Consider the following 21,642-nt stretch of genomic DNA (forward strand, 5'->3'; position numbering starts at 1 on the left):
CGCTTAAGTGAACGGCATTGTCCTTAGCCGCGCGTTTTGCCGCCGGCAATGTTAGTGGTTACTCCGGTGATATAGCTGGCGCGTTCAGACAGCAGATAACAAACAAAATCAGCCACTTCCGCTAATCTTCCGGCGCGCCCAATAGGAATGGCGTTTTTGGTATAGCCTTCACGCAGCTGTTCGACGGTGATATTGCGCGTCCACGCCAGCGCCTCTTCATATTCCGGCGTGCGCAGCCCGGTTTTTTCCAGAATCCCCGGCGCGATACCGACCACACGGATACCGTGTTTACCCAGCTCTTTCGACCAGGAGCGCGTGAAGCTATTGAGCGCGGCTTTGGTCGCGGCGTAGCAGCTTTGGCCTTCTGAGCCTTCCAGCCCGCTTTCCGAGGAGACATTCACAATCACGCCATCGTGTTGTTTGACCATCTGCCGCGACACCGCCTGCGACATCAGAAAAACGCCTTTCTGGTTGATATTGACCATTTTTTCGAATGTAGCTTCGTTGAGTTCATACTGCCCGGCAGGTGCTTTCTCATCGACCAGCAGACGCGGGAAGTTGACCCCGGCGTTATTGACCAGACCGTCGATGCGACCAAAACGCTGAATAATTTCCGCTACCGTATGATTTACCTCTTTGGCGCTGGAAATATCGGTCGGCCAGAACTGATAACCTTTATGACTTTCATATTGACCATCGCCACCGTGAATATCGACCATCTGTACATTCGCGCCTTGTGCTAATAATTCATCCACAATCGCCAGAACAATACCGGATGCGCCACCGGTGACAATAATGATTTTATGCTGCAAATTTAACCACGTTTGCATAACAGACTCCTGATTTTAGGTAATAGAGGCCCGCCGTAATTTTTTATTACGGTAAACATCGGGAAGATTTTTATTTCAGTAATAGTTCCGCTGTGCTGCTATTCGTTACCAGACAATTAATATATTTTCCACGCAGTGCGCCAATAATTCCGCTATATTTCTCTTCACCTATAGCAATACCAATGGAATACCGCGCCTGCTTTAATTTATTCATTTCGATAGAGAGCGTTTTTTCGCTCATATTCGTTTCAACCATTGCGCCGTGAATATCAAAAAAGCGCGAGCAAATATCACCGGCAACCTGACGGGCATTCAGGTCGTCACTCTCTTCGCCGCCATAAAATGCATGCCAGTTGGCGCCATCGCGAATAGCCGGTGAGCCAATCCCCACCAGGGCGACATCCAGATTATCCCAGTAGGCTGAGATGGTTTTAAAGTGCTGAGACTGCATGATCCCATTACGAATTAAGGGGTTATCCAGCAGAGCTGGAAAATCTGCGAGATGCGATTCCCCTTTCAGCTTTGCCGCCGCGCTGTAGGTTAATGTGTTTACGTGATAGCGGCTTTCGAGTTTACCGGACGGGCCGCCAATAATCGGCACGCAAATTAACTGCCGCGATTGCCCCGCCTGCGTCAAGTTTTCAACCAGTGCGCTCACCGCGCGGCCCCAGGAAAAACCAACAATATCACCAGGTTCCAGCAAACGATCTAACAATTGCGCGCCGTGTAACCCCATTACCGCCAACTGAGCGTCTTCCTCTTCATCGCGCCCTGATACCACCACAGCTTCTTTCAGACCAAACTTTTGCTTCAGTTGCTGCTCCAGCCAGAGGTTTTCGTTGTAGTCATAGTTGATGGCGATGGTGACAATTCCCTGTTCGCGGCCCCGTTTAAGTAAGCGGCTGATGGTGGTCCGATAAATACCCAGTTCGCGGGCGATTTGCGCCTGCGTCATGTCCTGTTCGTAATAGAGTTGGGCAATCTTCACAATCAAACGGATATCGTCACTGTTTTCCATCGCCGCCTCCTGATTTTGCACATTTGTGCAAATATGCTTTTTAACCGCTTGATCTGATATAACTCCATCATGGTGACCTTTAAAAGCGATTTTTCACTCTTTGTTTGGACTGAAATGGCGCTTTATCTTGCACATTTGTTTCTCTGCGTAGCAGTCATCAGCACAGGTGTGCAGAGATTCGTAATAGGTTGATTATCCTGGTTTTCGCCAGGCAAATTTGCATCAGGCTTCTGGTGACACTTTTGTGATAAAAGGCGCGGCAGATCACATTTAATTTCGACGTTGCCGCATAACCCTGTTTTTCCCCGCTAAGAGGTACGGTATATTCCGCGTTTTACAGGAGAATTTATGCTGCCCGACTCATCAGTCCGTTTAAATAAATACATCAGCGAAAGCGGAATTTGCTCACGCCGCGAAGCGGATCGCTACATCGAGCAAGGCAATGTGTTCCTTAATGGCAAGCGTGCCACCATTGGCGATCAGGTGAAACCCGGCGACGTTGTAAAAGTAAACGGTCAGTTGATTGAGCCTCGGGAAGCCGAAGATTTGGTTCTTATCGCCCTGAACAAGCCCGTCGGTATTGTCAGCACCACCGAAGATGGCGAGCGCGATAACATTGTCGATTTCGTTAACCACAGCAAACGCGTGTTCCCGATTGGTCGCCTGGATAAAGATTCCCAGGGGCTGATTTTCCTCACCAACCACGGCGATCTGGTGAATAAGATCCTCCGCGCGGGTAACGATCATGAGAAAGAATATCTGGTGACGGTCGATAAACCGATTACCGAGGAGTTTATTCGCGGCATGAGTGCGGGAGTGCCAATCCTCGGGACGGTGACTAAAAAATGCAAAGTCAAAAAAGAAGCGCCGTTTGTCTTCCGCATTACCCTGGTGCAGGGGCTGAACCGTCAGATCCGTCGCATGTGCGAGCACTTTGGCTACGAAGTGAAAAAGCTGGAACGTACGCGCATTATGAACGTCAGCTTAAGCGGCATTCCGCTGGGAGAATGGCGCGATTTAACCGACGACGAGCTTATCGATCTCTTTAAGCTCATTGAAAATTCCTCTTCCGAGGCGAAGCCCAAAGCGAAGGCCAAACCGAAAACGGCAGGCATCAAACGCCCGGTAGTGAAGGTAGAAAAAACGGCGGAGAAAGGTGGCCGCCCGGCATCAAACGGCAAGCGTTTCGCCTCGCCGGGGCGGAAGAAAAAAGGTCGTTAATCAGCGTTTGCCGCGCGTCGACGTATTTGCCGACCAACTGAATGACGCTTCAGGATCCGGTTTATAAGCCTGCTTTTTCTTCAACTGGCGGGCTTTTTTCGCTTCAGCCTCACGCTCAACCATTAATTTATCGATGTACTCTTTCTTAATGCTGTTGGTTTCGGCGTTGGTCAGCACGCGACCATGTGCAATACGCGCGCGATCCAGCAGCGTCTTCAGTTCGCGCTGTTCACGCTCAGTCATCTCTTTTTGAGTAATACGGGGGAGTGCCATGATGGTGCCCTCAGTTAATCGGATAGTTCAGTGTACGGGAATTTATTTGCAAGCAGAACTGATAAGATTCATTTGCCTTCTCTTTATTTTTATCTGCTTAGATAATTGGCGATAAATACAGATAAAAATTTAACGAAAATAAATGACCGCTAACTTATAAAATTTAATTAATTCTTTGTTATTCAATACGTTAAAGTTGTAATTTTACTTCTGGCCTGTTTCTCGCAATAACGCTATCTCATTGATAACATCTCTGTTTTCAGTGGTCTTGTTCGGGGTAGTTAATATCAAAGGATGAGTCAAATGCCATTAAATGGAGTCAGTGCTGCGATGCGCGAACGGGTATCGCAGCAGTTAAAGGAAATTGAACGTCGCTATGGCGTGAAAGTGCTGTACGCCTGCGAATCGGGGAGTCGCGGCTGGGGATTTGCTTCGCCCGACAGCGATTACGATGTGCGTTTTTTGTATGTTCATCCGCTGGAATGGTATCTGCGGGTAGAGTCACCACGCGATGTTATCGAACTGCCTATCGACGACGAACTTGATGTTTCCGGTTGGGAATGGCGCAAAGCGCTGGGATTGCTGAAAGGTGCGAACCCGACGCTAATTGAATGGCTGGATTCACCGGTGGTCTATCAACAAGATGAAGAAACGATAACGGCGCTTAAGGCAATGGTCCCAACGTGGTTTTCTCCGTTGCGTGCGCGCTGGCATTACTATTCGATGGCGCGGAAAAATTTTCGCGGTTATTTACAAGGCGACGAAGTGCGGCTGAAAAAATACTTTTATGTGCTGCGTCCGCTGCTGGCCGTGCGCTGGGTCGAAGCGGGAAAAGGCGTACCGCCAATGCGTTTTTCCGAATTGCTGGCGGGAAGTGAGTTGGATGCGGCCTTACGCGCAGAAATAGATGAGTTGCTGGAACGTAAACAGCGTGCAGGTGAAGCGGAATATGGCCCACGCCGTCCATTGCTACATGCGTTTATCCATGCGGAACTGGCGCGTGGGGAAATTCCGCCTGTGTTACCGGATAGTAGGGATGGTGATGCCAGGGAGCTGGATAGGTTGTTGATGACGACAGTGATGGGAGAATAAATTCGGCCCGGCAAGTATCATCCGGGCCGCACTGTTTTTACTCAAACAAATTACTATGCAGTTTCTGCACCACCTGTTCTGCATCTTCGCCTGGCACCAGGAAGCACAGGTTATGGCTGGAAGCGCCGTAGCAAATCATGCGAATGTTGAACGGTTCAAGTACGCCAAACACCTCTTTGCCAACACCACAGGCTTTTGACAGATCGTTACCAATCAGAGCCACCAGCGCCAGGCCTTCTTCCACTTCTACCCGGCACAGGGCTGAAAGCTCCATCAGCAGCGATTGTGTCAGCAACGTATCGCCAGTTGACGTTGAACCGGTAGTGTCGAGGGTTAACGCCACGCTCACTTCTGACGTAGTAATTAAATCCACCGAAATATTATGCCGTGCGAGAATGCCGAAAACCTCCGCGAGGAAGCCGCGAGAATGCAGCATATTCAGGCTATGCAGGGTTAATAGCGTTTGTTTGCGACGCAGAGCCAGCGCACGAAACAACGGCGGATTCTCGGTTTTATTACACACCAAAGTACCGCCAGCACGCGGATCTTTGCTTGAACCGACAAACACCGGGATATCGCTGCGAACTGCAGGCAGTAAGGTTGCCGGATGAAGTACTTTGGCACCAAAGGTTGCCATTTCAGCTGCTTCTTCAAAGGCGATTTCATCAATTCGTTTGGCATCAGGCACGATGCGTGGGTCGGTAGTATAAATCCCCGGCACATCTGTCCAGATATCGACGCGAGCAGCGTTTAACGCTTCTGCCAATAGTGCCGCCGTGTAGTCACTACCGCCGCGACCAAGCGTTGTGGTGCGCCCTTTACTTTCACTGCCAATAAAGCCCTGGGTGATGACTAAACCTTCGCTGAGACGTGGGGTTAGTTGCAGCGCAGACAGTTCTGCCAGCGCAGCAATATCTGGCTCCGCGCGGCCAAAGCGATCGTTTGTGCGCATCACTTTACGCACATCAAACCACTGGGCCTGAACATTGCGTTCACGCAGAATCTCCACAAACAGCAGGGTAGACATCAGTTCGCCGTGGCTGACCAGTTCATCAGTTAGTGCTGGAGAGGTTGCCAGTGCAGCAGCTTCGGCCAGGACGGTAATGTTCTCCAGCAAACGTTCAATCTCTTCACGGATGACGTTCGGGTAACGCAGGCGCTCCAGAATGGCGAACTGAATATTGCGAATGGCATCGAGTTTTTCGAAACGCTCAACCGGTTCCAGACCTTCAGCCAGTGCAACCAACAGATTGGTAATGCCCGCAGAAGCAGAAAGCACAACTAAACGCACATTCACATCAGAAAGCACAATGTCGGCGCTGCGGTTCATGGCGTCGAAATCAGCCACGCTAGTACCACCAAATTTGGAGACAACAATATCGGGCATAACAACCTCGTGTCAGGGAATGAAAGAAGCGACCTTGGCACAAAGGCAAAACAGAAACCGGTGCAGGCGCAGACCGTATTTATAAATAAAAGGTGTAGGGGAGTGTGTCAACGCTGGGATTATGCGGATTATTCATGCAGCGGGCGTGGTCAGAAATTGTGCTTATAACGTCTACACTTTTTATCCTCTTCAGTGGTTAGCTGAGCTAACGGCACTAAAACCATCACATTTTTCTGTGACTGGCGCTACAATCTTCCACAGTCACAATTCTCAATATCAGAAGAGTATTGCTAATGAAAAACATCAATCCAACGCAGACCGCGGCCTGGCAGGCACTACAGAAACACTTCGATGAAATGAAAGACGTTACGATCGCCGATCTTTTTGCTAAAGACGGCGATCGTTTTTCTAAGTTCTCCGCAACCTTCGACGATCAGATGCTGGTGGATTACTCCAAAAACCGCATCACTGAAGAGACGCTGGCGAAATTACAGGATCTGGCGAAAGAGTGCGATCTGGCGGGCGCGATTAAGTCGATGTTCTCTGGCGAGAAGATCAACCGCACCGAAAACCGTGCCGTACTGCACGTGGCGCTGCGTAACCGTAGCAATACCCCGATTCTGGTTGATGGCAAAGATGTTATGCCGGAAGTCAACGCGGTGCTGGAGAAGATGAAAACCTTCTCAGAAGCGATTATTTCTGGTGAGTGGAAAGGCTATACCGGCAAAGCCATCACCGACGTGGTGAACATTGGGATCGGCGGTTCTGACCTCGGCCCGTACATGGTGACCGAAGCACTGCGCCCTTACAAAAACCACCTGAACATGCACTTTGTTTCTAACGTTGATGGTACTCACATCGCGGAAGTGCTGAAAAAAGTAAACCCGGAAACCACGCTGTTCCTGGTAGCATCTAAAACCTTCACCACTCAGGAAACTATGACCAACGCCCATAGCGCGCGTGACTGGTTCCTGAAAGCGGCAGGTGATGAAAAACACGTTGCGAAACACTTTGCGGCGCTCTCCACCAATGCCAAAGCCGTTGGCGAGTTTGGTATTGATACCGCCAACATGTTCGAGTTCTGGGACTGGGTCGGCGGCCGTTACTCTTTGTGGTCAGCGATTGGCCTGTCGATTGTTCTCTCCATCGGCTTTGATAACTTCGTTGAACTGCTTTCTGGCGCACACGCGATGGACAAGCATTTCTCCACTACGCCTGCCGAGAAAAACCTGCCTGTACTGCTGGCGCTGATTGGCATCTGGTACAACAATTTCTTTGGCGCGGAAACTGAAGCGATTCTGCCGTACGACCAGTATATGCACCGTTTCGCGGCGTACTTCCAGCAGGGCAATATGGAATCCAACGGTAAGTATGTTGACCGTAACGGTAACGTGGTGGATTACCAGACTGGCCCGATTATCTGGGGTGAACCAGGCACTAACGGTCAGCATGCGTTCTACCAGCTGATCCACCAGGGAACCAAAATGGTACCGTGCGATTTCATCGCTCCGGCTATCACCCATAACCCACTCTCTGATCATCACCAGAAACTGCTGTCTAACTTCTTCGCTCAGACCGAGGCTCTGGCGTTTGGTAAATCCCGTGAAGTGGTTGAGCAGGAATATCGCGATCAGGGTAAAGATCCGGCAACGCTTGACTACGTGGTGCCGTTCAAAGTGTTCGAAGGTAACCGCCCGACCAACTCCATCCTGCTGCGTGAAATCACTCCGTTCAGCCTGGGTGCGTTGATTGCGCTGTATGAGCACAAAATCTTTACTCAGGGCGTGATCCTGAACATCTTCACCTTCGACCAGTGGGGCGTTGAACTGGGTAAACAGCTGGCGAACCGTATTCTGCCAGAGCTGAAAGATGATAAAGAAATCAGCAGCCACGATAGCTCGACCAATGGTCTGATTAACCGCTATAAAGCGTGGCGCGGTTAATCATCGTCGATATGTAGGCCGGATAAGGCGTTCACGCCGCATCCGGCAACCAGTGCCTGATGCGACGCGGTCGCGTCTTATCAGGCCTACAGGTCGATGCCGATATGTACATCGTATTCGGCAATTAATACATAGCACGATTGATTAAATAACCTTAATAACAATGCCGACTATAAGTCGGCATTGTTTTATCAGATAAATCCCCTTGTCGGAGATTTAACGAAAATCATACCGTGAGGTTAATCCTAAAATAGATTTTTAGTCTGTAATGATTTCGGAAAATACGCAGATCAATCACTTTTTGTTTTATTTTAACTTAATGATTTTTAATCTTATTTATATATAAGTTAAAGCTTATATTTGATATTCATTCCAATTGTCCTAAAACACCTTCACTAATTCCCCGCGCCGTAATTCGCATGCTTTAGTTGTGTATACTCGATCCCGCCCGAAATGTTTTTGGGTAAATCTCCATTCATTCAATGAAGGGAAATTGTTATGAAAAAAGTTCTGTATGGCATTTTTGCCATATCTGCGCTTGCGGCGACTTCTGCGTGGGCTGCACCTGTACAGGTGGGCGAAGCGGCAGGGTCGGCAGCAACGTCGGTTTCAGCGGGTAGTTCCTCCGCGACCAGCGTCAGCACCGTAAGCTCGGCGGTGGGTGTCGCGCTCGCGGCAACCGGTGGGGGTGATGGTTCTAATACCGGGACCACCACAACCACGACCACCAGTACCCAGTAATAACGTATGTATCCCCAAAATAATTCAGTATGACGGGGATTAACCATAACCACACTCCGGTGTGGTTATTCTGCCCCTCTGGAGAAGAGTCGTGAAGCGACCTGCACTCATTCTTATCTGCCTGTTATTACAGGCCTGTTCAGCCACGACTAAAGAGCTGGGCAATTCACTGTGGGACAGTCTGTTCGGTACGCCAGGCGTACAGCTGACGGACGATGATATTCAAAATATGCCCTACGCCAGCCAGTACATGCGGCTAAATGGCGGTCCACAATTATTTGTCGTTTTGGCCTTCGCTGAAGACGGACAACAAAAATGGGTTACTCAGGATCAGGCCACTCTCGTTACACAACATGGGCGTCTGGTGAAAACTTTGCTTGGCGGCGACAACCTGATTGAAGTGAATAACCTTGCCACTGACCCGCTGATCAAACCCGCACAAATCGTTGATGGCGCAACCTGGACGCGCACGATGGGCTGGACCGAGTACCAGCAGGTACGCTACGCCACCGCACGCTCAGTCTTCAAATGGGATGGCACCGATACCGTGAAAGTCGGCAGCGATGAAACCCCGGTTCGCGTGCTGGACGAAGAGGTCTCCACCGACCGGGCGCGCTGGCATAACCGCTACTGGATCGACAGCGAAGGGCAAATTCGCCAGTCGGAACAGTATCTCGGCGCGGATTATTTCCCGGTGAAAACCACTCTCATCAAGGCGGCAAAACAATGATTAAAAAAACTATTGTCGCGTTGCTTTTGAGTGTGGGAGCGTCATCGGTCTTCGCGGCGGGAACCGTCAAGGTATTCAGCAATGGCAGCAGTGAGGCCAAAACGCTGACGGGTGCAGAGCATTTAATCGATCTGGTAGGCCAACCTCGACTGGCAAACAGCTGGTGGCCCGGTGCGGTGATTAGCGAAGAGCTGGCAACGGCGGCAGCATTGCGTCAGCAGCAGGCGTTGCTGACACGGCTGGCAGAACTGACTGCAGATTCCAGCGCCGACGATGCCGCCGCCATTAACGCCTTACGCCAGCAAATTCAGTCGTTGAAGGTGACGGGCAGGCAAAAAATCAATCTTGATCCCGACATCGTCCGCGTTGCCGAACGCGGTAACCCGCCGTTGCAGGGCAACTACACGCTGTGGGTCGGAACGCCGCCGTCCACGGTCACGTTGTTCGGGCTTATCAGTCGTCCTGGCAAGCAGTCATTCACTCCAGGTCGCGACGTGGCGAGCTATCTCTCTGACCAGAGCCTGCTCAGCGGTGCGGATCGCAGCTACACGTGGGTGGTTTACCCGGACGGACGCACGCAAAAAGCGCCGGTGGCTTACTGGAACAAGCGTCACGTAGAGCCGATGCCCGGCAGCATTATTTATGTTGGCCTCGCGGACTCCGTCTGGAGTGAGACATCTGATGCCCTTAACGCCGACATTCTTCAGACTCTGACGCAGCGGATACCCCAATAATGAAAAAAAGACATCTGCTTAGCTTACTGGCGCTGGGCATGAGCACGGCTTGCTACGGCGAAACGTATCCTGCGCCCATTGGCCCGTCGCAATCGGATTTCGGTGGCGTAGGACTGTTACAAACGCCCACCGCCCGCATGGCGCGGGAAGGGGAGTTGAGCCTGAACTATCGCGATAACGATCAGTACCGTTATTACTCAGCGTCAGTGCAACTCTTCCCGTGGCTGGAAACAACGCTGCGTTATACCGATGTGCGCACCCGGCAGTACAGCAGCGTCGAAGCGTTCTCTGGTGATCAAACGTATAAAGATAAAGCCTTCGATCTCAAACTGCGTTTGTGGGAAGAGAGTTACTGGATGCCGCAAGTGGCGGTTGGCGCGCGGGATATCGGCGGTACGGGGCTGTTCGATGCAGAATATCTTGTCGCCAGCAAAGCCTGGGGGCCGTTCGATTTTACGCTCGGTCTGGGCTGGGGATATCTGGGCACCAGCGGTAACGTGAAAAATCCGCTCTGTTCAGCCAGTGATAAATATTGCTATCGCGATAACAGCTACAAACAGGCGGGATCTATCGACGGCAGCCAGATGTTCCACGGCCCGGCCTCACTGTTTGGCGGTGTGGAATACCAGACGCCCTGGCAACCGCTGCGCCTGAAACTGGAGTATGAAGGCAATAATTATCAGCAGGATTTTGCCGGGAAGCTGGAGCAAAAAAGTAAGTTTAACGTCGGTGCGATTTATCGCGTTACCGATTGGGCCGACGTTAACCTTAGCTATGAACGTGGCAACACTTTTATGTTTGGCGTCACGCTGCGCACCAACTTTAACGATCTGCGCCCGTCTTACAACGATAACGCCCGCCCGCAATATCAACCGCAGCCACAGGATGCCATTTTGCAGCATTCGGTGGTGGCGAATCAGTTAACGCTGTTGAAATACAACGCCGGACTGGCCGATCCGCAGATCCAGGCGAAAGGCGATACACTGTATGTTACTGGCGAGCAGGTGAAGTATCGTGATTCGCGCGAAGGGATCATTCGTGCTAATCGGATCGTGATGAACGATCTGCCGGAGGGGATCAAGACGATCCGCGTTACGGAAAATCGCCTTAACATGCCGCAGGTGACGACGGAAACCGATGTCGCCAGCTTGAAAAATCATCTCGCCGGAGAGCCGCTGGGCCACGAAACGAAGCTGGCGCAAAAACGCGTCGAGCCAGTGGTTCCGAAGTCCACCGAGCAGGGCTGGTATATCGACAAATCGCGCTTTGATTTCCATATCGATCCGGTGCTGAACCAGTCGGTCGGTGGCCCGGAAAACTTTTACATGTATCAGCTGGGCGTGATGGGAACGGCGGATTTGTGGCTGACGGACCATCTGCTCACCACCGGTAGCCTGTTTGCTAACCTTGCCAACAATTACGACAAGTTTAACTACACCAATCCACCGCAGGACTCACACTTACCGCGTGTTCGTACCCATGTGCGCGAGTATGTGCAGAACGATGTCTATGTGAATAACCTGCAAGCCAACTACTTCCAGCATCTGGGCAACGGCTTCTACGGTCAGGTCTACGGCGGCTATCTCGAAACCATGTTTGGCGGTGCGGGGGCAGAGGTGTTGTATCGCCCCCTGGACAGCAACTGGGCGTTTGGTCTGGATGCCAACTACGTTAAACAGCGCGACTGGCGTAGCGCAAAAGATATGATGAAATTCACCGATTACAGTGTGAAAACCGGACATCTGACCGCGTACTGGACGCCATCTTTCGCCCAGGACGTGTTGGTGAAAGCGAGTGTCGGGCAGTATCTGGCAGGGGATAAAGGCGGCACGCTGGAGATCGCCAAACGCTTTGATAGCGGCGTGGTGGTGGGTGGCTATGCCACGATCACTAATGTTTCGAAAGAGGAGTACGGCGAAGGGGACTTCACCAAAGGTGTGTATGTCTCTGTACCGCTGGATCTCTTCTCGTCTGGCCCGACACGTAGCCGTGCGGCAATTGGCTGGACGCCGCTGACGCGTGACGGGGGTCAGCAACTTGGGCGTAAGTTCCAGTTGTATGATATGACCAGCGACCGTAGCGTGAATTTCCGCTAAGTCATGGGAAAGGTGCCAGTTTTCGCAATCACTGGCACCCTCATTCTTAATGGCCTGTTGAGCCATCAGGAACGCAGTTCACCCCCGGTTTGCGATCTGGTGTGTAAAGGCGAAAACATTCTGTCTTCCTGTCCGTCGATATGGGTTGCAGGTCTGGTTGCCTGAGCGACTGGGCCATCATGGGGCTGGAGACATTGCTTTGCGGTAGGTCGGCTTTATCAGCAGTACCGAGCGGACCGGCATAAGCAGGAAGAACAGAGACTGATAACATCAAAGCAGCAAAATAAGGCTTCATTTTTACCACCTTTATCAGGTTACGTTTCATTTGTTCCAGAGGAACATTGTCGATTTTTCGCGCATTATTGGTGGCTGAGAATCACCTGAATGGGTGATTTTTGCATTACCGGCTTTGGTGCGGTTTGCCTTGCCGGATGCGCGCCCCCAAATCCAGGTTGAACAAAACATACACAAAAAATATAGATCTCCGTCACATTTTTACGTTATACAGGAAGCTCGCCACTGTGAAGGAGGTACAGCTATGACGTCACTCTCTCGTCCGCGCGTGGAGTTTATCTCCACCATTTTGCAGACCGTTCTCAATCTGGGTCTGTTGTGTCTCGGCCTGATTTTGGTTGTCTTCCTCGGCAAAGAAACGGTGCATCTGGCTGATGTGCTGTTCGCGCCAGAACAAACCAGCAAATATGAGCTGGTGGAAGGGCTGGTGGTTTATTTTCTCTATTTCGAATTTATCGCGCTGATTGTGAAGTACTTTCAGTCCGGTTTTCACTTCCCGCTGCGTTACTTTGTCTATATCGGGATCACCGCCATTGTGCGCTTGATCATCGTCGATCATAAATCGCCACTGGATGTGTTGATCTACTCGGCAGCGATCTTGTTGCTGGTGATCACCCTGTGGTTATGTAATTCGAAACGGCTGAAGCGGGAGTAAAAAAGAGGCGCTCCGAAGAGCGCCGAATAACAGTCACAAGTTAGGATAACGTAAGTTGAGGGTCTAGCGGCATAACATTGGCAGAACAACATCTTTAACCTTTCACACCACCTGCCGTCAGGCCGTTAACCAGCCAGCGCTGAGCCAGCAAGAAGACGATGGTGATGGGTAATGCAGACATCACGGCAGCGGCAGCAAAGTCGCCCCACAGGTAGTTTTGCGGGTTGAGGTATTGCTGCATACCCACGGCCAGGGTGTAACTGTTCACGTCACGCAGTAACAACGACGCGACCGGAACTTCGGTAATGGCAGCGATAAACGACAGGATGAACACCACCGCCAGAATCGGTACAGATAATGGCAACAGGACGAGGCGGAAGGCCTGCCACGGTGTCGCACCATCCAGCGCTGCTGCTTCTTCCAGCGAGCTATCGATGGTTTCGAAATAGCCTTTAATCGTCCAGACGTGCAGCGCAATCCCCCCCAGGTACGCGAAGATCACGCCGCCGTGAGTATTCAGGCCGATGAACGGAATGTATTCACCCAGACGATCAAACAACGCATACAACGCCACCAGTGAGAGTACTGCCGGGAACATCTGGAAAATCAGCATCCCTTTCAGCAGCGTCGCTTTGCCAGGGAAGCGCATACGGGCGAAGGCATAAGCGCAGGTGGTGGAGAGCGCCACAATACCAATCGCGGAAATACCGGCGACCTTCACCGAGTTCCACAGCCACAGCAGTACCGGGAATGGCGGTGGCGTAATGCGGCCATCAGCCTGTTCAACGCTAAAACCTAACGCCAGTTTCCAGTGATCCCACGAGATTTGCTCCGGGATCAGGCTACCGGTCGCGAAGTTCCCCTGGCGCAGCGAGATGGCGACGACCATCAGCAGCGGGAACATAATTGCCGCGATAAAAAGTAGTAGTAGCAGGTGAGTAATAAACAAACGTGCTTTTTGCGATTTCGGTTGGACCATTGCCATTTTGTTATCTCCCTTAATCAAACTTCATTCGCGTGGCTTTCAGGTTCACAATCGCCAGCGCACCGACCAGCAGGAAGATCAGCGTGGCAATCGCCGCCGCCAGACCGAAGTCCTGACCCCCGCCGCCTTCAAAGGCGATACGGTAGGTGTAGTTAACGAGCAGGTCGGTATAACCGGCTGGCGTGGTCGTGCCAAGACGATCCGGGCCGCCGTTGGTTAACAGTTGAATCAGCACGAAGTTGTTAAAGTTAAAGGCAAAGCTGGCGATCATTAGTGGTGTGAGCGGCTTGATCAGCAGCGGTAGCGTAATTTTGAAGAAGTTCTGGAACGGACCTGCGCCATCCATCGCTGAGGCCTCATACAGATCGTCCGGAATCGCTTTCAGCAAGCCCATGCAGAGGATCATCATGTACGGATAACCCAGCCAGGTGTTGACGATAATCAGCATCGTTCTGGCGGTGGTTGGATCGCTGAACCAGGCGGGCTTCACACCAAACAGCGCGCTCAACATCATGTTGATTTCACCAAAGCTCTGGTTGAACAATCCTTTGAAAATCAAAATTGAAATAAACGATGGCACCGCGTAGGGCAGAATCAGCAGGACGCGATAGACAGCTTTGCCGCGCAACGCTTCCCACTGCACCAGACACGCCAGCACCATGCCGACCGCCACCGTTAAAAAGACGGTGATAAGTGAGAACACTACGGTCCAGACGAAAATTGCAAGGAACGGTTTTTGGATCCCTTCGTCGGTGAAGACGCGGGTAAAGTTTTTCCAGCCAGTAGTCACGGTATAACCCGGGCTGAGTTTTTCGTCACCCCAGTTGCCGTCAGCAGTGATGGACTGGTAAAAACCAATCTGGTCGTTTGGACGATATTTTACGCCACTCTGGTTATTGGTCAGCGTACCGTCATCGCCTAATGTGTACAGCGGCTGAGTGCCGGAGAACTGGCGCAGGGAGCTCATCATCACTTTGTTGCCATCCGGCAGAATGGCGGTAATGTTGCTCAGGGCTTGACGATTCTGGGTAATCACGCGCAGATTCGCACGCTCGCCTTCAGGCTGCGTGGCGCTTTCTTTCAGTTGCAGTTTTTGCTCGCCGCTAAATTTAAAGGCGTCGGAGAGATAATTTTTGCCGGTTTCGCCGTCGGTGAGCGCCAGTTGCCACTCATCACCCGCGGGATAAAGACCAAAGTTATAGGTTTTCCCTGCCTGCCAGGCGCGGTCCAACAGAACTTCCTGAGCGCGTTCAAAGGTAAGCTGGTTGGTGCTGCTGTAGTTGGTGAAGGCGATGGCGATGGTGCAGACCAGAGGGAAAAGAACGAATAGCCCCATCCCGGCCATTCCCGGGTAGACATAGCGCCAGGCGTAGGCTTTACGATTGGCGAAAATATAGAGCCCCGCTGAGCTCAAAATTAGCGTGGTAATGGCGAACAGGTATTCCCCTTGTGCGTACATTAAAACAACAAGGTAACCCACCAGCAGGCCGAGCAGACCTAACACTGACCATTTCAGCGCGTCGCTTTGCCACCAATGTTTCTTTTTAATGACATCCATGGGGTTCTTCCTCATTCCAGGACAGATAAGGCGTTTACGCCGCATCCGGCAACAACTGCCTGATGCGACGCTGGTGCGTCTTATCAGGCCTACATACGTTTAGTTTTCGTAGGCCGGATAAGGCGTTTACGCCGCATCCGGCATTTCAGGCATTACTTAGTGATACGACCCTGTGCATCTTTTAGCGCGGCATCAACGGTCTGACGACCACTGGCTGCGTTGATTACTGCGGTACGCACGGCATACCAGAAGGCGGACATCTGCGGGATGTTCGGCATGATTTCACCGTTCTTGGCGTTATCCATGGTGGCGGCGATGCGTTGATCTTTCGCCAGCTGATCCTGGTAAGACTTCAGCGCCACGGCACCCAGCGGTTTGTCTTTATTCACCGCTTCCAGACCTTCGTCGGTCAGCAGGTAGTTTTCGAGGAACTCTTTCGCCAGCTCTTTGTTCGGACTGGCCGCGTTAATGCCTGCGCTCAGCACGCCAACGAACGGTTTGGAAGGTTGTCCCTTGAAGGTTGGCAGCATCGTCACACCGTAGTTCACTTTGCTGGTGTCGATGTTAGACCATGCCCACGGACCATTAATGGTCATCGCAGTTTCACCTTTGTTAAAGGCTGCCTCTGCAATGGAGTAGTCAGTATCCGCATTCATGTGTTTGTTTTTAATCAGATCAACCAGGAAGGTCAGACCCGCTTTCGCGCCAGCGTTATCCACGCCAACGTCTTTCACGTTGTATTTGTCGTTTTCATACTTGAACGCATAACCACCGTCGGCAGCAATCAGCGGCCAGGTAAAGTACGGTTCTTGCAGGTTGAACATCAGCGCGCTCTTACCTTTCGCTTTCAGTTCTTTATCCAGCGCCGGGATCTCTTCCCAGGTTTTTGGCGGGTTCGGCAGCAGATCTTTGTTATAAATCAGCGATAACGCTTCAACTGCAACCGGGTAAGCAATGAGTTTGCCGTTAAAACGCACGGCATCCCAGGTGAATGGATAAATCTTGTCCTGGAGCGCTTTGTCCGGAGAGATTTCAGCTAACAGACCAGACTGGGCATAGCCGCCAAAGCGGTCGTGCGCCCAGAAGATGATGTCCGGACCATCGCCAGTTGCCGCAACCTGGGGGAATTTCTCTTCCAGCTTATCCGGATGCTCAACGGTGACTTTAATTCCGGTATCTTTCTCGAATTTCTTACCGACTTCAGCAAGGCCGTTGTAGCCTTTATCGCCGTTGATCCAGATTACCAGCTTACCTTCTTCGATTTTGGCGAGAGCCGAGGCGGAAAACATCATCGTCGTTAAAACAGATAATGCGAGGATGCGTGCACCTGTTTTTATTTTCATAATCTCTGGTCCTTGTTGGTGAAGTGCTTGTGAAAACGCCTAAACGGACTCTAGTTTCTTTATACGGCAACCTCTTTCCATCCTCCTTGCCCCTACGCCCCACCTTCGTTTTGTGTGATCCATGTCGCAGAAACGGCAGTATTGCGGGAGGGCGCACACAAAATCGCCATGTTTTTTGCAAGCAACATCACGAATTTCCTTACTTTCCTTCGGATTAGTACGCAGACACCACCTTCTCATCCTCCCGCCTCCTCCCCCATAAAAAAGCCTGGGGGTGGAGGATTTAAGCTATCTGTCGATCAAGCATAGTCACCGCATCATGAATGTTGCTGTCGATGACAGGTTGTAACGAAGGGAGAAGGGCATGGCGAGCGTACAGCTGCAAAATGTAACGAAGGCCTGGGGGGATGTGGTGGTATCGAAAGATATCAACCTCGAGATCCACGAAGGTGAGTTCGTGGTGTTTGTCGGGCCATCTGGCTGCGGTAAATCAACGTTACTGCGTATGATTGCCGGTCTTGAGACGATCACCAGCGGCGACCTGTTCATCGGTGAGAAACGAATGAACGATACCCCGCCAGCAGAACGCGGCGTCGGCATGGTGTTCCAGTCCTATGCGCTCTATCCCCATCTGTCAGTGGCAGAAAACATGTCCTTTGGCCTGAAACTGGCGGGCGCGAAGAAAGAGGTGATTAACCAGCGCGTTAACCAGGTGGCGGAAGTACTGCAACTGGCGCACTTGCTTGATCGCAAACCGAAGGCACTCTCTGGCGGGCAGCGTCAGCGAGTGGCGATTGGTCGTACTCTGGTGGCAGAGCCAAGCGTGTTTTTACTTGATGAACCGCTATCCAACCTTGACGCTGCGCTGCGTGTGCAGATGCGTATCGAAATCTCCCGCCTGCATAAACGTCTGGGCCGCACGATGATTTACGTCACCCACGATCAGGTCGAAGCGATGACGCTGGCCGATAAAATCGTGGTGCTGGATGCCGGGCGCGTGGCGCAGGTCGGGAAACCCCTCGAACTGTATCACTATCCGGCAGACCGCTTTGTCGCAGGTTTTATTGGTTCGCCGAAAATGAACTTCCTGCCGGTAAAAGTGACCGCCGTTGCAATCGATCAAGTCCAGGTTGAGCTGCCGATGCCAAACCTCCAGCAAGTCTGGCTTCCTGTTGAAAGCCACAACGTTCAGGTCGGAGCCAACATGTCACTGGGCATTCGCCCGGAACATCTACTGCCAAGTGATATCGCCGACGTCATCCTTGAAGGTGAAGTTCAGGTCGTCGAGCAACTCGGCAACGAAACCCAAATTCATATCCAGATCCCTTCCATTCGTCAAAACCTGGTGTACCGCCAGTCTGACGTGGTGTTGGTAGAAGAAGGTGCCACATTCGCTATCGGCCTGCCGCCAGAGCGTTGCCATCTGTTCCGTGAGGATGGCACTGCATGTCGTCGACTGCATCAGGAGCCGGGCGTTTAAGCACCCTACAAAAGACACAAAACCTGTGACAGGTGATGTGAAAAAAGAAAAGCAATGACTCAGGAGATAGAATGATGATTACTCTGCGCAAACTTCCTCTGGCGGTTGCCGTCGCAGCGGGCGTAATGTCTGCTCAGGCAATGGCTGTGGATTTCCACGGTTACGCTCGTTCCGGTATCGGCTGGACAGGGAGTGGCGGTGAACAACAGTGTTTCCAGACCACTGGTGCTCAAAGTAAATACCGTCTTGGCAACGAATGTGAAACTTATGCTGAATTAAAATTGGGTCAGGAAGTGTGGAAAGAGGGCGATAAGAGCTTCTATTTCGACACTAACGTGGCCTATTCCGTCGCGCAACAGAATGACTGGGAAGCCACTGATCCGGCCTTCCGTGAAGCGAACGTGCAGGGTAAAAACCTGATTGAATGGCTGCCTGGTTCCACCATCTGGGCGGGTAAGCGTTTCTATCAACGTCATGACGTTCATATGATCGACTTCTACTACTGGGATATTTCTGGTCCTGGTGCCGGTCTGGAAAACATCGATGTTGGCTTCGGTAAGCTCTCTTTGGCTGCAACCCGCTCTTCTGAAGCAGGTGGTTCTTCCTCGTTCGCCAGCAACAATATCTATGACTACACCAACGAAACTGCGAACGATGTCTTCGACGTGCGTTTAGCGCAGATGGAAATCAACCCTGGCGGTACGTTAGAACTGGGTGTCGACTACGGTCGCGCTAACCTGCGTGATAACTATCGTCTGGTTGATGGCGCATCGAAAGACGGTTGGTTATTCACTGCTGAACATACTCAGAGCATCCTGAAGGGCTTCAACAAGTTTGTTGTTCAGTACGCAACTGACTCGATGACCTCGCAGGGTAAAGGTCTGTCGCAGGGCTCTGGCGTCGCGTTTGATAACGAACACTTTGCCTACAACATCAACAACAACGGTCACATGCTGCGTATTCTTGATCACGGTGCGATCTCGATGGGCGACAACTGGGACATGATGTACGTGGGTATGTATCAGGACATCAACTGGGATAACGATAACGGCACCAAGTGGTGGACCGTCGGTATTCGCCCGATGTACAAGTGGACGCCAATCATGAGCACTTTGATGGAGATCGGCTACGACAACGTCGAATCCCAGCGCACTGGCGACAAGAACAATCAGTACAAAATTACCCTCGCACAACAATGGCAGGCTGGCGACAGCATCTGGTCACGCCCGGCTATTCGTGTCTTCGCAACCTACGCCAAGTGGGATGAGAAATGGGGCTATGACTACAACGGTAGTTCCTCTTCCAACCCGAACTACGGTAAAGCCGTTCCGGCGAGCTTCGAAGGTGGTAGCTTCGGTCGCGGTGATAGCGACGAGTGGACCTTCGGCGCCCAGATGGAAATCTGGTGGTAATAGCAATGTGCATGCCGGATAAGGTGCTTGCGCCGCATCCGGCAACCAACGCCTGATGCGACGCTGTCGCGTCTTATCAGGCCTACAACAGCTGCCGAATGTAGGCCGGATAAGGCGTTTACGCCGCATCCGGCATAAAAACACGTTGCCATTATCTATAAGGGGCGCAAGCCCCACTGATTATCGGTTTAGCGCGCTATTGCCTGGCTACCGCTGAACTCCAGATTTTGAGGTGAAAACAATGAAAATGAATAAAAGTCTCATCGCCCTCTGTTTATCAGCAGGGTTGCTGGCGAGCGCGCCTGGAATTAGCCTCGCCGACGTCAACTACGTACCGCAAAACACCAGTGACGCGCCTGCCATTCCATCTGCTGCGCTGCAACAATTAACCTGGACACCCGTCGATCAATCCAAAACTCAGACTACCCAGTTAGCGACTGGCGGCCAACGGTTGAACGTTCCTGGTATCAGTGGCCCGGTTGCGGCATACAGCGTTCCGGCAAACATTGGCGAACTGACCCTTACGCTGACCAGCGAAGTGAACAAACAAACCAGTGTATTTGCGCCGAACGTGCTGATTCTTGATCAAAACATGACGCCATCTGCCTTCTTCCCCAGCAGTTATTTCACTTACCAGGAACCTGGCGTCATGAGCGCCGATCGTCTGGAAGGAGTGATGCGCCTGACACCAGCACTGGGGCAGCAAAAACTGTATGTTCTGGTCTTTACCACGGAAAAAGATCTCCAGCAGACGACGCAACTGCTCGACCCGGCAAAAGCCTATGCCAAAGGTGTCGGTAACTCGGTGCCAGATATTCCAGATCCGGTTGCCCGTCATACCACTGATGGTCTGCTGAAACTGAAAGTGAAAACCAACTCCAGCTCCAGCGTGTTGGTGGGGCCGTTATTTGGTTCTTCCGCTCCAGCTCCGGTTACGGTAGGTAACACGACGGCACCCGCCGTGGCTGCACCCGCTCCGGCACCGGTGAAGAAAAGCGAACCGATGCTCAACGACACGGAAAGTTATTTTAATACCGCGATCAAAAACGCTGTCGCGAAAGGTGATGTTGATAAGGCGTTAAAACTGCTTGATGAAGCTGAACGCCTGGGATCGACATCTGCCCGTTCCACCTTTATCAGCAGTGTAAAAGGCAAGGGGTAAGTACGCCCCACAGTGCTGATTTTGCAACAACTGGTGCGTCTTCGGGCGCACCTTTTTTTCTCCCTCCCAGTGATTGTTGCGTTTTTGTTGCGTATTAGATCACTTAATATGCTTTACATCTCCCGTTATCGCTTTTCTGCGATACAATGCCTTTACGTTATGTAACGGAGAGTTCGGCATGTCACACCCCGCGTTAACGCAACTGCGTGCGCTGCGCTATTTTGCAGAGATTCCTGCGCTGGAACCGCAACTGCTCGACTGGTTGTTGCTGGAAGATTCCATGACTAAACGTTTTGAACAGCAGGGAAAAACGGTGAGCGTAACGATGATCCGCGAAGGGTTTGTCGAGCAGAATGAAATCCCCGAAGAATTACCGCTGCTGCCGAAAGAGCCCCGTTACTGGTTACGAGAAATATTGTTATGTGCTGATGGTGAACCCTGGCTCGCCGGACGTACCGTCGTTCCTGTGTCAACGTTAAGTGGCCCCGAGCTGGCGTTACAAAAATTAGGTAAAACGCCGTTAGGCCGCTATCTGTTCACATCATCGACATTAACCCGGGACTTTATTGAGATAGGCCGTGATGCCGGATTGTGGGGGCGACGTTCCCGCCTGCGATTAAGCGGTAAGCCACTGCTGCTGACTGAGCTGTTTTTACCGGCGTCACCGTTGTACTAAGAGGAAAAAAAT

At 51.7% G+C, this 21,642-nt stretch carries 20 protein-coding genes; 12 read left to right on the top strand and 8 right to left on the bottom strand.

Annotated elements, in window-relative coordinates; genetic code table 11:
• Positions 1–23 precede the first annotated feature (23 nt).
• Both D9738_RS02055 and D9738_RS02060 read right to left on the bottom strand, forming a co-directional pair.
• The gene (locus D9738_RS02055; RefSeq protein WP_130259459.1) at positions 24–830 is read right to left on the bottom strand and encodes an SDR family oxidoreductase; all 807 of its coding nucleotides are present in this window, start codon (positions 828–830) and stop codon (positions 24–26) included.
• 70 nt (positions 831–900) lie between these two features.
• Complete coding sequence (locus tag D9738_RS02060; protein WP_130259460.1) at positions 901–1,848, bottom strand: sugar-binding transcriptional regulator; 948 nt, start codon at positions 1,846–1,848, stop codon at positions 901–903.
• 348 nt (positions 1,849–2,196) lie between these two features.
• Between D9738_RS02060 and rluF the strand changes: the two genes are divergently transcribed.
• A complete protein-coding gene (rluF, locus tag D9738_RS02065; protein WP_130218604.1) occupies positions 2,197–3,069 on the top strand; it encodes a 23S rRNA pseudouridine(2604) synthase RluF in 873 nt (290 codons plus the stop codon).
• Here rluF and D9738_RS02070 read toward each other — a convergent pair whose 3' ends face one another.
• Positions 3,070–3,342: a DUF3811 domain-containing protein gene (locus D9738_RS02070; protein ID WP_001207629.1), complete on the bottom strand. Its 273-nt coding sequence runs from the start codon at positions 3,340–3,342 to the stop codon at positions 3,070–3,072. It abuts the gene before it with no gap.
• A gap of 303 nt (positions 3,343–3,645) precedes the next feature.
• Between D9738_RS02070 and D9738_RS02075 the strand changes: the two genes are divergently transcribed.
• The gene (locus D9738_RS02075; protein ID WP_130205767.1) at positions 3,646–4,434 is read left to right on the top strand and encodes a nucleotidyltransferase domain-containing protein; all 789 of its coding nucleotides are present in this window, start codon (positions 3,646–3,648) and stop codon (positions 4,432–4,434) included.
• 37 nt (positions 4,435–4,471) lie between these two features.
• Here D9738_RS02075 and lysC read toward each other — a convergent pair whose 3' ends face one another.
• Entirely contained in the window at positions 4,472–5,821 is a 1,350-nt protein-coding gene (gene lysC / locus D9738_RS02080; RefSeq protein WP_130205769.1) for a lysine-sensitive aspartokinase 3, read from the bottom strand.
• A 293-nt stretch (positions 5,822–6,114) separates the two neighbouring features.
• On the opposite strand from lysC, the gene pgi reads away from it, so the two are divergent.
• The 5 genes from pgi (at position 6,115) to D9738_RS02105 (ending at position 12,065) form a co-directional block, all read left to right on the top strand.
• A complete protein-coding gene (gene pgi, locus D9738_RS02085) occupies positions 6,115–7,764 on the top strand; it encodes a glucose-6-phosphate isomerase (protein ID WP_000789986.1) in 1,650 nt (549 codons plus the stop codon).
• A gap of 498 nt (positions 7,765–8,262) precedes the next feature.
• Positions 8,263–8,505, top strand: coding sequence for an exopolysaccharide production protein YjbE (gene yjbE, locus D9738_RS02090; protein ID WP_000757333.1), 243 nt, complete (start codon positions 8,263–8,265; stop codon positions 8,503–8,505).
• 91 nt (positions 8,506–8,596) lie between these two features.
• Entirely contained in the window at positions 8,597–9,235 is a 639-nt protein-coding gene (locus D9738_RS02095) for a YjbF family lipoprotein (protein WP_130259461.1), read from the top strand.
• Positions 9,232–9,969 (top strand): capsule biosynthesis GfcC family protein, encoded by a 738-nt coding sequence (locus tag D9738_RS02100; protein ID WP_130259462.1) that lies wholly within the window; start codon positions 9,232–9,234, stop codon positions 9,967–9,969. Before D9738_RS02095 ends, D9738_RS02100 begins: the two co-directional genes overlap by 4 nt.
• Positions 9,969–12,065, top strand: coding sequence for a YjbH domain-containing protein (locus tag D9738_RS02105; RefSeq protein WP_130259463.1), 2,097 nt, complete (start codon positions 9,969–9,971; stop codon positions 12,063–12,065). Before D9738_RS02100 ends, D9738_RS02105 begins: the two co-directional genes overlap by 1 nt.
• Before the next feature lie 46 nt (positions 12,066–12,111).
• Here D9738_RS02105 and D9738_RS02110 read toward each other — a convergent pair whose 3' ends face one another.
• On the bottom strand, positions 12,112–12,390 hold the full coding sequence (locus D9738_RS02110) for a periplasmic protein (RefSeq protein WP_001295279.1): 279 nt from the start codon (positions 12,388–12,390) through the stop codon (positions 12,112–12,114).
• A gap of 213 nt (positions 12,391–12,603) precedes the next feature.
• Between D9738_RS02110 and psiE the strand changes: the two genes are divergently transcribed.
• A complete protein-coding gene (psiE, locus tag D9738_RS02115; RefSeq protein WP_000202902.1) occupies positions 12,604–13,014 on the top strand; it encodes a phosphate-starvation-inducible protein PsiE in 411 nt (136 codons plus the stop codon).
• Positions 13,015–13,108: 94 nt separating this feature from the next.
• On the opposite strand, the gene malG is transcribed toward psiE, so the two are convergent.
• The 3 genes from malG to malE all read right to left on the bottom strand — a co-directional run bounded on the left by malG (position 13,109) and on the right by malE (position 16,900).
• Positions 13,109–13,999, bottom strand: a complete 891-nt coding sequence (gene malG / locus D9738_RS02120) for a maltose ABC transporter permease MalG (RefSeq protein ID WP_001252058.1) — start codon at positions 13,997–13,999, stop codon at positions 13,109–13,111.
• A gap of 13 nt (positions 14,000–14,012) precedes the next feature.
• The gene (gene malF / locus D9738_RS02125; RefSeq protein WP_130259464.1) at positions 14,013–15,557 is read right to left on the bottom strand and encodes a maltose ABC transporter permease MalF; all 1,545 of its coding nucleotides are present in this window, start codon (positions 15,555–15,557) and stop codon (positions 14,013–14,015) included.
• Positions 15,558–15,709: 152 nt separating this feature from the next.
• Entirely contained in the window at positions 15,710–16,900 is a 1,191-nt protein-coding gene (malE, locus tag D9738_RS02130; RefSeq protein ID WP_130205779.1) for a maltose/maltodextrin ABC transporter substrate-binding protein MalE, read from the bottom strand.
• Between the two features lie 364 nt (positions 16,901–17,264).
• Between malE and malK the strand changes: the two genes are divergently transcribed.
• The 4 genes from malK (at position 17,265) to ubiC (ending at position 21,630) form a co-directional block, all read left to right on the top strand.
• Complete coding sequence (malK, locus tag D9738_RS02135) at positions 17,265–18,380, top strand: maltose/maltodextrin ABC transporter ATP-binding protein MalK (protein WP_130205781.1); 1,116 nt, start codon at positions 17,265–17,267, stop codon at positions 18,378–18,380.
• Between the two features lie 71 nt (positions 18,381–18,451).
• Positions 18,452–19,792, top strand: a complete 1,341-nt coding sequence (gene lamB, locus D9738_RS02140) for a maltoporin LamB (RefSeq protein WP_130205783.1) — start codon at positions 18,452–18,454, stop codon at positions 19,790–19,792.
• Positions 19,793–20,033: 241 nt separating this feature from the next.
• Complete coding sequence (malM, locus tag D9738_RS02145) at positions 20,034–20,954, top strand: maltose operon protein MalM (RefSeq protein ID WP_130205785.1); 921 nt, start codon at positions 20,034–20,036, stop codon at positions 20,952–20,954.
• 178 nt (positions 20,955–21,132) lie between these two features.
• Positions 21,133–21,630, top strand: coding sequence for a chorismate lyase (ubiC, locus tag D9738_RS02150; protein WP_064525550.1), 498 nt, complete (start codon positions 21,133–21,135; stop codon positions 21,628–21,630).
• The last annotated feature ends 12 nt before the right edge of the window (positions 21,631–21,642 follow it).

Origin of the sequence: Escherichia sp. E10V5 (assembly GCF_004212315.1) — a bacterium.
Classification (GTDB): Bacteria; Pseudomonadota; Gammaproteobacteria; order Enterobacterales; family Enterobacteriaceae; genus Escherichia.

What these genes read in the sequence shown, in the direction of transcription:
- D9738_RS02055 (WP_130259459.1), bottom strand. Translation starts at nt 830, where the DNA reads ATGCAAACGTGGTTAAATTTGCAGCATAAAATCATTATTGTCACCGGT.
- lamB (WP_130205783.1), top strand. Translation starts at nt 18,452, where the DNA reads ATGATGATTACTCTGCGCAAACTTCCTCTGGCGGTTGCCGTCGCAGCG.
- yjbE (WP_000757333.1), top strand. Translation starts at nt 8,263, where the DNA reads ATGAAAAAAGTTCTGTATGGCATTTTTGCCATATCTGCGCTTGCGGCG.
- D9738_RS02105 (WP_130259463.1), top strand. Translation starts at nt 9,969, where the DNA reads ATGAAAAAAAGACATCTGCTTAGCTTACTGGCGCTGGGCATGAGCACG.
- malF (WP_130259464.1), bottom strand. Translation starts at nt 15,557, where the DNA reads ATGGATGTCATTAAAAAGAAACATTGGTGGCAAAGCGACGCGCTGAAA.
- rluF (WP_130218604.1), top strand. Translation starts at nt 2,197, where the DNA reads ATGCTGCCCGACTCATCAGTCCGTTTAAATAAATACATCAGCGAAAGC.
- psiE (WP_000202902.1), top strand. Translation starts at nt 12,604, where the DNA reads ATGACGTCACTCTCTCGTCCGCGCGTGGAGTTTATCTCCACCATTTTG.
- D9738_RS02070 (WP_001207629.1), bottom strand. Translation starts at nt 3,342, where the DNA reads ATGGCACTCCCCCGTATTACTCAAAAAGAGATGACTGAGCGTGAACAG.
- malE (WP_130205779.1), bottom strand. Translation starts at nt 16,900, where the DNA reads ATGAAAATAAAAACAGGTGCACGCATCCTCGCATTATCTGTTTTAACG.
- D9738_RS02060 (WP_130259460.1), bottom strand. Translation starts at nt 1,848, where the DNA reads ATGGAAAACAGTGACGATATCCGTTTGATTGTGAAGATTGCCCAACTC.
- D9738_RS02110 (WP_001295279.1), bottom strand. Translation starts at nt 12,390, where the DNA reads ATGAAACGTAACCTGATAAAGGTGGTAAAAATGAAGCCTTATTTTGCT.
- D9738_RS02075 (WP_130205767.1), top strand. Translation starts at nt 3,646, where the DNA reads ATGCCATTAAATGGAGTCAGTGCTGCGATGCGCGAACGGGTATCGCAG.
- lysC (WP_130205769.1), bottom strand. Translation starts at nt 5,821, where the DNA reads ATGCCCGATATTGTTGTCTCCAAATTTGGTGGTACTAGCGTGGCTGAT.
- D9738_RS02100 (WP_130259462.1), top strand. Translation starts at nt 9,232, where the DNA reads ATGATTAAAAAAACTATTGTCGCGTTGCTTTTGAGTGTGGGAGCGTCA.
- ubiC (WP_064525550.1), top strand. Translation starts at nt 21,133, where the DNA reads ATGTCACACCCCGCGTTAACGCAACTGCGTGCGCTGCGCTATTTTGCA.
- malM (WP_130205785.1), top strand. Translation starts at nt 20,034, where the DNA reads ATGAAAATGAATAAAAGTCTCATCGCCCTCTGTTTATCAGCAGGGTTG.
- malK (WP_130205781.1), top strand. Translation starts at nt 17,265, where the DNA reads ATGGCGAGCGTACAGCTGCAAAATGTAACGAAGGCCTGGGGGGATGTG.
- malG (WP_001252058.1), bottom strand. Translation starts at nt 13,999, where the DNA reads ATGGCAATGGTCCAACCGAAATCGCAAAAAGCACGTTTGTTTATTACT.
- pgi (WP_000789986.1), top strand. Translation starts at nt 6,115, where the DNA reads ATGAAAAACATCAATCCAACGCAGACCGCGGCCTGGCAGGCACTACAG.